Below are 10,693 nucleotides of genomic sequence, written 5' to 3' on the forward strand. Positions count from 1 at the left end.
TATGGCTTTACCATTTATTGCAGGGTTAGTAGTGGGCTCTAGTATTGCATTGCTTTATACAAAAAGAAAAGAAGTGAAGAATTTTATTCAAGAAGGTGGAGTGAGTGATAGCCTTAAAAAAGGAAAAGATTTATCCATAAATGCACTAAATTCTATTAAAGAAGATTTTTTATCTAAAGAAGCTATGGATACTAAAAAAACAGCTTCCAAAGAAACAAAAGTTAGAAAAAAACGCACTCCTAGAGCTACAAAGGATAAAGTATGATTATAAATACAGGCACACCACGATCGGTAAGTGCGCATTTATTAAGTGGTGCTTTAATGGGATTTATGGTAGGTGGAGTGTATGAGTATAACAAGCTCAAAAATGCTAAAGATAAAAAACAAGCACAAAATACAGCTATTAAAAATACACTTAAAATGACTTTAGAGGGCGGTATAGTGAGTGCTTGTGCTATCGGGGCTGTGAATGCTATAAGCGTTTCTAATAAAACTCCTATGCAAAATATTTTAGAGGCAAGTATGTTTTTAGGAGCTGGTGCTTTAGGAGTTTATGCAATTTCTAAAACTTTCAACAACAATAAAAAGGAAGAAAATGACTAACAATACTCAAAAACCAATTTCAAATAATCCTTATATCAATAATACAAATGCGAATTCTAGCGTAGGTTCTAATGCAACTCCTAATAATAGTCTTTTGCAAAATAATCAAAAAGATTTTTTAAAAGGTGCGCTAATAGGTGCGGTGGCTACTTTTATCCTTACAAATGAAAATGCACAAAAGGCTATTTTTAAGGGTTTTGCAAAAGTTTCAGGACTTTTTGAAATGGGGATTGAAGAGCTAAAAGAACGCTATGAGGACGCAAAAGCAGAGGTTCAAGCAGATGAACAATAAGCCCTTGTGGCAGCCTTTAGCGTTAAGTCTTATTCATAAAACAAAAGATCGTGCTCGTTTTAAATATAGCTTTTTAGAAAGGCACTCTCTTAATCCTATCCACTTACAAGCAAAACTTAGCGAGATTGAAGAAATTTCAAATTTGCGTATTAATTCTATTTTAAAAAATATTATTTTTAATTATCATGGAGATTTAGAAGAAATTAGAGATAAAGTTTATAAGGGGCTATTATCTTGTATGAATTCCCATAAAACTCAAAGGCAAGAAGGGAGTTATATCGCCCTAAGAGATGAATTGCCAAGTTCAGCAGAAGTGGCAAGAGCAGGGACATCTTTATTAGTAGAACCTTTTTTGAAAAACAAAAATGCAAAATTTGGATTTGCTTTAGTTGCCTGTGCTCCACTTTTGGCGAGTGGTTTTAAAGAAACCTTAAAAGAAGGGATTAATTCAAGAAGTTTAGAGGCAATGGCAGTAGCTATTTCGCTTTATTTGCAAGACTTTAGAACAGCAAATTCTACTAATTTTATGTTGGCTTTGGGAGAATATATAGAAGAGCTTACAATGTATAAAAGCGATGATTTGGTTAAAGAGCTTTCTAAGCCTTCTTTTGGGTTAGCGTGGGTTGAGAAAAAGAAAGGGAGTGAATTTGCGCTAGAGCAGGTGTCTAGCGAGGATTTGCAAATAGGTGATATTGTCGTGATTGGTGCTGGAGATACGATTTTAGTAGATGGGCATATTGTAGATGGAGAAGCATTGGTTAATCAAATCTCTATGACAGGGGAAGCAACACCTACACAAAAAAATAGAGGCGATAGAGTTCTTTCAGGAACGATTGTGCAAGAGGGTAGGATTAAGGTTTGGGCGGAATCTGTGGGTAAAGAAACAGCAATGGCAAAGATTAAAACCTATATAGAAGAAACTTTAATCCAAAAGTCTGCACGCGAGCTAAAGGCATCTAAAATGGCAGATAAGCTTGTGCCTATTACTCTTGCTTTGGGGGTTATATCTTATGCACTTAGTAGGGATTTAATAAGAGTAGCTAGTGTATTGCAAGCAGATTATTCTTGTGCGTTAAAGCTAACTACTCCTGTAACCTTTAAAGCTGCCATAGGTTCAGCAGGAAAAGAGGGGATTATTATTAAGGGCGCAAAGAGTTTAGAAGCTTTGCAAATGAGTGAAGTATTTGTTTTTGATAAAACAGGGACTTTGACTAAGGGAGATTTAGAAGTTTTAGATGTGTATTCTTTTTGCGAGGAGTGGAGTAGCGAAGAGATTTTAAATCTAGCAGCTAGTATTGAAGAGCATTATTTTCATCCAGTAGCGCAAGCCATAGTCAAAGCTGCTAAAGCAAAGGATTTTACCCATATTCATCATGATGAGGTTACTTTCATCGTAGCACATGGGGTTAAAAGTGAAATCAATGGCAAAGAAGTGATTATAGGCAGTAGGCACTTTTTAGAAGATGATGAGTGTATCCCTTTTGCACCTCATAGTCAAAAGATGAATGCAATTTTACAAAATGGCGATACGCCTTTGTTTATCGGATATGATAAAAAGCTACTAGGAGTAATTTTGCTTAAAGATGTGCTAAGGCATAATGCAAAAAGAGCATTGCAAAGACTTAGAGCAAGCGGAGTAAAAGAGATTATTATGCTAACAGGCGATACTAAGAAAAAGGCAGAGCAAATTGCAAAAGAGCTTGGAATCAATCGTTTTTATGCAGAGTTACTACCCACACAAAAGGCAGAGATTCTAGAAGAGATTATGAAAGAGGGTAAAAAGGTAGCGTTTGTAGGCGATGGGATAAATGATGCACCCGCTTTAATTAAAGCAGATACTGGAATTGGTATGTGTAAGGGAGCTGATATTGCAAAAGCAAGTGCGGATGTGGTTTTGTTGCGTGATGATATTGAAGCAGTGGCGCAAGCTAGAGAGATAGCAATTTGCTGTCTTAACAAAGTGCAAAGAGGTTTTAAGATAACACTTGGGGTAAATAGTCTTATTTTAGGACTTGCTACTTTAGGGAAGCTCTCACCCATTCAGACGGCTTTTATGCATAATGGAACTACAATTGCACTTTTATTAAACGCACTCCAAAGAATAAAGGTAAAATGATGCATTTTTTATTACTTATAGCTACTGCATTAAGCGGTGTGATTGTCGCAAATACAGCAACGAATGCTTATAGAAAATATCACAGAATTAAACGCAAAAAGGATTAATATGCTACAAGAGAGTAAAAAGACAATAGAAACTAAAAGAGAAATAGCAAAAATAGGTATGGGAGTTTCGCTTTTTTTAACTGCTTCTAGCGCACTTTTTTTGAAAAACAAAGTTGCTAAAAATATCCATATTTTATCTGGAATCTCTCTTGTGGGTTTTTCTTTGTGGCATTCTTCTTTGTATCCTAAAGAAAAGCCCTTAAAAAAGAAAAAACTAGAAAAGTAAGTTTTAAGTTTTGCAGTGATTTTTTCACTGCAAGTAAATATGTAAGCATTTGCGTGGCAGTCTGAAGAATTCACATTTGAGGGTTGTTCTTTTTAGATTTGCACTTCGCTTTGCTTATTCCAAAAGATCGGTTGCTTTGGCAACAGATGGATAACGCTTTGCTTGTATGTTTCAGTCCTAAAGGGCTTTGCAATATCAAAGGAGAGATTGCCATAAGGGTTTCTTGCAGCAACAAAAAGAATCTTAAATACATATAATAAAAATTATTGTTTAAAATTTATTTTTATTTCACGAAATTATAATATAATGGTGCAAATTAATTGATTTTAAGGATTGTTTTGATTGCAAGAGGAATAGTTTTTGTATTGTTGTTTTTTATGGGTTGTGCGAAGATTCCACAAAATGAGGAATTAGTGCAAAATTTACCTTTGGATTTTAATAACCAAAAATTGATTCCTATTGCAGATTTTGGTGGTATTGCCACACCACAAGAACAGCTAGAAATTATTTTAAAAGATGAAAATTTAAATCATCTTTATAAAATAGGTATTGCAAATAATTTAGATTTAGCCATTATGCAAAGTCGGATTTTACAAGCTAAAAGCTCTTTAAAAATCGCTTTTAGTGAGCTTTTTCCAAAAGTAGATGGCTCATTTTCAGGTTCTAAAAACAATACAACTTATAATTTTACTTCACAAGTGGGAGCAAATCTTTCATGGGAGTTGGATATTTTTGGTAAAAATAAAGCAACAAGTAATTCCAAAGAATCTCTTTATCAAAAAAGCATAGAGGATTTTAAAGCTACGCAAATCACGCTTTTAGCAGATATTACAAGTATGTATTATAATTTGCAAGAATATGCACTAAATATCAAGCTAACGCAAAAAAATATTATGCACTATAAGCAAGTTTTGGAGCTTACCCGCCTTAAGGTGGAAAATGGTTTGCTAGATAGCACGGAATTATTTACAAAGCAAGATTTATTAACCAATGAGCAAAATACTCTTGAAACTTTAAAAATGCAGTTTGAAGAAACTAAAAATGCACTTTTGGTGTTATTAAATCTAAAAACTTTGCCTTTAGTTTTTGAAGATTCCTTTGTCTTTAAAGAAAGTTTTGAATTTTCTTATGAAAAACTCCCTTCTAATGCTATTTTATCGCGTCCAGATATTCGGGCTAATATTTTTCTTTTGCATTCGCAAATTTATACAAAACAATCCGCTTTTAGCTCTCTTTTCCCTATACTTTCTTTAAGTGGAAATGTGAGTGAGATTTTACAAGGGAATCAAAATGTCGCTTGGAGTCTTGCAAGTTCTCTTAGTGCGCCTTTGTTAAACAGAACGCAGCTTACACAAAATTATTTTTTGCAAGATGCAATTTTAAAAGAAACTTATCTAAATTTGCAAAAGACGCTAGATACAGCCTTTTTTGAAATTGAAAATGCGCTCTTTAATCTAAAAAATATGCAATTACAAATGCAAAATAACAAAATGCGTTTTAATAACGCACAAGAATATTTTACTTTCTCGCTCAATCGCCGCAGTATTGGACTTATAGATGAGTTAGAGTTTCAAGAAAACTACGCTTCTTATAATAATTCTAAAAAAACTTTAAATACTTCTAAAAATTCACAAATTCAAGCACTTGTAGGATTATTTAAAGCAATGGGTGGGAATCTTTATGTAGCTAAGGAGAAAAAATGATAAGCACACAAGAAATTTTAAAAAATTTAAATCCTAAGAGAAATTATAAAAAAATTTTTACAATTTGGGGGATTGTATTGTTTGTTTTTTTAATAATTTTTGGTGTGATTTATTATTGGAATACAAAAGAATCTCCTATTGTCTATCAAACAACACCTATTAAAAAAGGGGATATTACAAGCACTATTTTGGCAAATGGGACGCTTTCTCCTACAAATGAAATTGCTATTGGTTCTGTGATTTCAGGGATTGTTTTAGAAGTGTTTGTAGATGTTAATGATAGAGTTAAAAAAGGGCAGATTTTAGCACAAATAGATAGCGAGAGTATTGAACAAAATTTATATAAATATCAAGCACAACTAGGGAGTGCTAAAGCACAGCTAAAAAGCTCACTTGTAACTTTAGAAGAAAAAAAATGGAAATATGGACAATATAAGAATCTCTATGATAAAACAAAGGGTAAAACACCTTCTATTTTAGAGCTTGAAAGCACAAAAAGTGAATATAATGCAGCCCTAAGTGATGTGGAGCTAAAAAAGGCTTCTATTAAAGAGATTGAAACTCTAATAGCCTCCACAGAAGTTGATTTGAGAAATTCAAAAATTACAACCCCTATTGATGGAGTGATTTTAAGTCGTTCTATTGATGTGGGGCAAAGCGTGGCTGCCTCTTTTCAAGCTCCAGAATTCTTTATTGTTGCAGAAAGTTTAGAAGAAATGGAGCTTAATGCTAGTATTAGCGAAGCAGATATTGGCAAGGTTAAAGAAGGACAAAAAGTAACTTTTAGTGTGGATTCTTATCCAAATAAAACTTTTAGTGCAGTAGTAAATAGAGTAAATTTTGGCTCTAATGCTTCTAGCACAAGCTCTAGTAGCTCCTCTAGTGCCACTTCTAGCACAAGTTCTATTGTAAGTTATGATACTAGGATTTATGTGGATAACAAAGAACTCCTTTTGCGTCCGGGAATGAGTGCAACTGCAGATATTGAAGTGGCAAGTGCTAAAAATGTTCTTTTAGTGCCTACAAGTGCGCTTTATTATACGCCAAAAACCACACAAACAGAAAAGAAAAGTGCGAGTTTTAGTTTGTTTAAACGCCCACGCACAAAACAGCCTAATGTAAAGAAAAACGTTAATTCTTCTATATGGGTTTTAGAAAAAGAAGATATACGCCAAATTAGCGTGCAAGTTGGGATTAGCAATGGAGAATTTACACAAGTTAGCTCTGAAGAGTTAAGGGAAGATATGCTTGTGATTACCGGACAGAGTTTATGAGTTTTATAAAATTAATAGATATTCATAAAGTTTATGGCAAAGCTCTTAATATTTTTGAAGCATTAAAGGGTGTGAATTTAGAAATAGAAAGTGGAGAATTTGTCGCATTAATGGGGCCTAGTGGGAGTGGTAAATCCACAATGGCAAATATTTTGGGTTGTCTTGATAGTCCAACTAGTGGTATTTATGATTTTTGTGGAGTAAATGTAAGTTTGCTAAATTTAAAACAAAAAGCACTTTTAAGACGCCATTATATTGGATTTATTTTTCAAGGATTTAATTTGTTGCCTAGAACAACAGCACTAGAGAATGTAGAGCTTCCACTACTTTATCGTCAAGTGCCTAAAAAAGAAAGAATGCGACTATCTATGGAAGCTTTAGAAATGGTGGGATTAGAAAAATGGTATAACCATAGCTCAAATGAGTTAAGCGGGGGACAGCAACAAAGAGTGGCTATTGCTAGAGCCATTGCTTCTAAGCCTCTTTTTTTATTAGCTGATGAGCCAACAGGAAATTTAGACACAAAAAGAAGCGTAGAGATTATGGAGATTTTAAGCAATTTAAATAAGGATTCTAAAATTACTATTTTAATGGTAACGCATGAGAGTGAAATGGCAAAATATGCCAAAAGAGAAATTGTGTTTTTAGATGGCAATATCAAAACAGATACTAAGGAAGAGCTATGATTTTAAATGCTTTTTTCTTGGCTTTTAGGCAGATTAAGAGAAATTTTATAAGGGCAATTTTGACAATGCTTGGAGTGATTATTGGTGTGGGTGCTGTGATTATTATGATTACTTTAGGGAATGGCACTACACAGGTGATTACTAAGCAAATGAGTAGCTTAGGAAGTAATATTTTGTTAATCTTTCCAGCACGCGATCAAAGTGCAAGCGGTGGGGCAAGAAAGCAATTTATGCTAAAAGATGCGAGCGATTTAAAACTTCAAATGGGGAGCTTGGTGAGGGCGGTTGCACCTATTAGCACAAGCTCTGTCTTAGCGCAGTTTCGTCAAAACAATACACAAACCCAAATTCAAGGGATTGATAGTGATTATTTTATTGCAACAGATTGGAAACTTGCTTTAGGGAGAGCTTTTAATAAAGAAGAATATCGTGCAGGAAGTAATGTATGTATTATAGGTAAAAGTGTTTCTAAGAATCTTTTTAACACAAATGCAACTCCCCTTGGAAACAGAATGAAAGTGGGTACTATTGTGTGTGATATTGTAGGGGTGCTAGAAACAAAAGGGCAGGGGGCTATGGGAAATGATCAAGATGATGTGATTTTAATGCCCTTAAAAGCATATCAAAGGAGTATTTCAAAAAGCGATTCGCTTTATAATATCGGTCGCCTTATGATTTCTTTAAAAGATGAGGTGGATTCTACTTATGCGACCAAAGTCGCCACAGAAGCTTTAAAAGAGATTAGAAAGATACGAGAAGGGCAAAAGAATGATTTTGAGATTATGGATACTAAGCAAATTATTGAAATTATGAAAAGCACCACAGCAAATCTTACTTTGTTTTTGGGGGCTATTGCTGGAGTGAGTTTGATTGTAGGAGGGATTGGGATTATGAATGTAATGCTTGTGTCTATTACAGAGAGGACAAGAGAAATCGGCACAAGGCTTGCCATAGGGGCAATGCAAAGCGAAGTATTATTACAATTTTTAATAGAAGCTTTAACTCTTAGCGCTTTAGGGGGGATTATTGGGATTATTTTGGCATTTTTTGGATCTTTAGGGATTACATATTTACTCAATATTCCTTTTTTATTTGATTATGTGATTGCTTTAATAGCATTCTTTTTTTCTGCATTTATAGGGATTTTATTTGGTTATTTACCTGCTAGAAAAGCATCTTACCTCAATCCAATAGAGGCTTTAAGGCATGAATAAATAAAAGATTTTATTTTTATTTTGTTTTTAAAAAATTATTGTTAAAATTAGCTTATACATAAAATTTAACACAGAGAGGAATTTTTAATGTTTGGTTCTAAAAATGTTACAAAGCAAAGCAATCAAGTACCGGCACATTTTATAGATAGTGAGCGTAAGATTATTGCTATCAATAAATCAATGGCAGTGATTGAATTTACTCCCGATGGTGTTATTTTAGATGCAAACGAGAATTTTCTAAAAACCGTTGGATATACGCTAGATGAGATTAAAGGTAAGCATCATGAGATTTTTTGCCAAAAAGAGCTTGTAGAATCTAAAGTTTATACAGATTTTTGGAAAACATTGCAAAGTGGACAATTTGTGTCTAAACTTTTTAAGCGTGTTAAGAAAAATGGTGATATTATTTGGCTAGAGGCAAATTATAATCCTATTTTTGATGATAATAATCAAGTAATTAAGGTAATTAAGTTTGCTTCAGATATTACAAGTAGAGTAAATGAGCAAATGGATTTAAAAAATATTCTTTCAGCGGCTGATAAGTCTATGGCGATTATTTCTTTTACTCCAGATGGAACTATTTTAGATGCGAATGAAAACTTTTTAAAAACCGTGAAATACTCCCTTGATGAAATTAAAGGTAAACACCATAGAATCTTTTGTCAAAGTGAATTTACAAATTCTAGTGAATATGGGGAGTTTTGGAGAAAGCTTCAAAGAGGTGAATTTGTATCGGGGACTTTTATCCGTATTGATAAAGAAGGGAATATTATTTGGCTTACTGCAAGCTATAATCCTGTGTTTGATAGTGAGGGTAAAGTATATAAGGTGATTAAATTTGCCACAGATATTACAGCACAAAAACTAAAAGAAGAGCAAAGCTTGCAAATTGTAACAGAAGGGGTTAATGAAAATAGTGCTCTTACAAATCAAGGACGCGATATTATTGAAAAAACTGTGGAAAATATTCAAGAGATTGCTTCTATTATGCAAGAAAGTTCAGAAAAAGTAGAGCAGTTAAATCGTCAAAGTGAAGAGATTACTTCTGTTGTGCAGACTATTAAAGATATTGCAGACCAAACTAACCTATTAGCACTTAATGCAGCAATAGAAGCAGCGCGTGCTGGAGAGCATGGAAGAGGATTTGCAGTTGTTGCAGATGAAGTTAGAAAACTAGCTGAGCGAACAGCAAAGTCTATCACAGAAATTACAATGACTATTAATACAATTAAAGATGAAACAAGTCAAGTAGTGGATAAAACACAATACAGCATTCAAAAAGTAAATAGCAGTGTAGAATTAGCCGATGAAGCTAAGATATTTATGGAAAAAATTCAAGAGAGTGCAAATAGTCTTGTAGCTAAAATTTCTCAACAAGATTGATTATAGTTTAAAATTTTGGGTGATTTAGGAGGGGGGTTTGCATTATTTATTTCTTTAAATTATATAGGGAGAATTTATGAATAGTATAAAAATTAAGGCTTCATTGATAGCCAATTTTATAGCCATTGTGTGTTTGTTGGTTTTAGGGGTAGTTACTTTTATTTTTGTAAAAGATAGTCTTTTTGAAACTACTAAAGATGCAGAAACTAATTATGTGAAAATCGCACAAAATGCCATTGTGGATTTTGAAACAGAAAATACTAGAAGTTTGCTAAAATTAAGAGATTATATTGCACAACTACCTTATGAGCAAATCAACACCTTAGAGGGTATGCAACAAAATCTAGGTGCTTTTTTAAAAGCTTATAGGGATTCTAGTAACTATTTAGGTGTATATATCGCACATCCTAGTGGAGAAATTGTTGTAAATGATATGGAAGCCGATAAGGCAGGTGTAAATTCTGTAATTTTTGGTGCTAAAGATGATTATGATGCAAGAACTAGAGAATGGTTTATAGAAGCCAAGAAAAAAGAGGGGATTTATATTAGCGATTCTTATATAGATGTAACTTCTAAGCAACCCACATTTACATATTCTATTGCTATCCATAAAGATGGAAAATTTGTGGGTGTTTTAGCAATTGATGTGCTTGTTAGCTCTTTGCAAGAACGCTTTAAGCAATCTCCCGGCCGTGTCTTTGCCTTTGATACAAACACACAAGTTTTTGCTTCAAATGATCCTACTCTTATAGCTAGTAAAGAAGGAGAAATTAATCCTGCAATTAAAACTGTTGCAGAACTCTTTAAAAATCATAAAGATTATGAACCTTTTTATTATACAAGAGATGATGGAGAAGATAGATTTGTAATTTGTTCTAAGGCTTCTGCTTATAGTGTATGTATTGCAGAATCAATTGATGCTATTGAAGCTCCTGTTGTAAAGATAGCTTGGATTCAAGCTACTATTGTAATCTTTACAAGTATTGCAAGCATTATTCTTTTATATTTTGTAATCTCCTACCTCTTAAAACCCCTCTCCTCCATTCAAAATGGCCTAAGTGGTTTCTTCTCTTATTTAAACCATGAATC

11 protein-coding genes are annotated in these 10,693 nt (G+C 33.4%); all 11 read left to right on the forward strand.

What is annotated here, in order from left to right; translation table 11 throughout:
* Position 1: 1 nt before the first annotated feature.
* Entirely contained in the window at positions 2-265 is a 264-nt protein-coding gene (locus EBF09_RS06645; protein ID WP_121764348.1) for a hypothetical protein, read from the forward strand.
* Positions 262-603 (forward strand): hypothetical protein, encoded by a 342-nt coding sequence (locus tag EBF09_RS06650; RefSeq protein WP_121764349.1) that lies wholly within the window; start codon positions 262-264, stop codon positions 601-603. The genes EBF09_RS06645 and EBF09_RS06650 overlap by 4 nt, the downstream gene beginning before the upstream one ends.
* The gene (locus EBF09_RS06655; RefSeq protein WP_121764350.1) at positions 596-895 is read left to right on the forward strand and encodes a YtxH domain-containing protein; all 300 of its coding nucleotides are present in this window, start codon (positions 596-598) and stop codon (positions 893-895) included. The genes EBF09_RS06650 and EBF09_RS06655 overlap by 8 nt, the downstream gene beginning before the upstream one ends.
* Positions 885-3,011, forward strand: coding sequence for a heavy metal translocating P-type ATPase (locus EBF09_RS06660; RefSeq protein WP_121764351.1), 2,127 nt, complete (start codon positions 885-887; stop codon positions 3,009-3,011). The genes EBF09_RS06655 and EBF09_RS06660 overlap by 11 nt, the downstream gene beginning before the upstream one ends.
* 108 nt (positions 3,012-3,119) lie before the next feature.
* On the forward strand, positions 3,120-3,344 hold the full coding sequence (locus tag EBF09_RS06665; RefSeq protein WP_121764352.1) for a hypothetical protein: 225 nt from the start codon (positions 3,120-3,122) through the stop codon (positions 3,342-3,344).
* A 338-nt stretch (positions 3,345-3,682) separates the two neighbouring features.
* Entirely contained in the window at positions 3,683-5,047 is a 1,365-nt protein-coding gene (locus EBF09_RS06670) for a TolC family protein (protein WP_232817681.1), read from the forward strand.
* The gene (locus EBF09_RS06675; protein ID WP_121764353.1) at positions 5,044-6,321 is read left to right on the forward strand and encodes an efflux RND transporter periplasmic adaptor subunit; all 1,278 of its coding nucleotides are present in this window, start codon (positions 5,044-5,046) and stop codon (positions 6,319-6,321) included. The genes EBF09_RS06670 and EBF09_RS06675 overlap by 4 nt, the downstream gene beginning before the upstream one ends.
* Positions 6,318-7,007 carry an ABC transporter ATP-binding protein gene (locus EBF09_RS06680; protein WP_121764354.1) on the forward strand — a complete coding sequence of 230 codons (690 nt, stop codon included), beginning with the start codon at positions 6,318-6,320 and terminating at the stop codon, positions 7,005-7,007. The genes EBF09_RS06675 and EBF09_RS06680 overlap by 4 nt, the downstream gene beginning before the upstream one ends.
* Entirely contained in the window at positions 7,004-8,221 is a 1,218-nt protein-coding gene (locus EBF09_RS06685) for an ABC transporter permease (protein WP_121764355.1), read from the forward strand. The genes EBF09_RS06680 and EBF09_RS06685 overlap by 4 nt, the downstream gene beginning before the upstream one ends.
* A gap of 87 nt (positions 8,222-8,308) precedes the next feature.
* A complete protein-coding gene (locus EBF09_RS09475) occupies positions 8,309-9,604 on the forward strand; it encodes a methyl-accepting chemotaxis protein (protein ID WP_269801081.1) in 1,296 nt (431 codons plus the stop codon).
* A gap of 76 nt (positions 9,605-9,680) precedes the next feature.
* Positions 9,681-10,693: cache domain-containing protein (locus EBF09_RS06695; RefSeq protein WP_198672556.1), on the forward strand; the 1,013-nt coding region annotated here is incomplete at its 3' end.

Source organism: Helicobacter burdigaliensis (assembly GCF_003670295.1).
GTDB classification, from domain to species: domain Bacteria; phylum Campylobacterota; class Campylobacteria; order Campylobacterales; family Helicobacteraceae; genus Helicobacter_D; species Helicobacter_D burdigaliensis.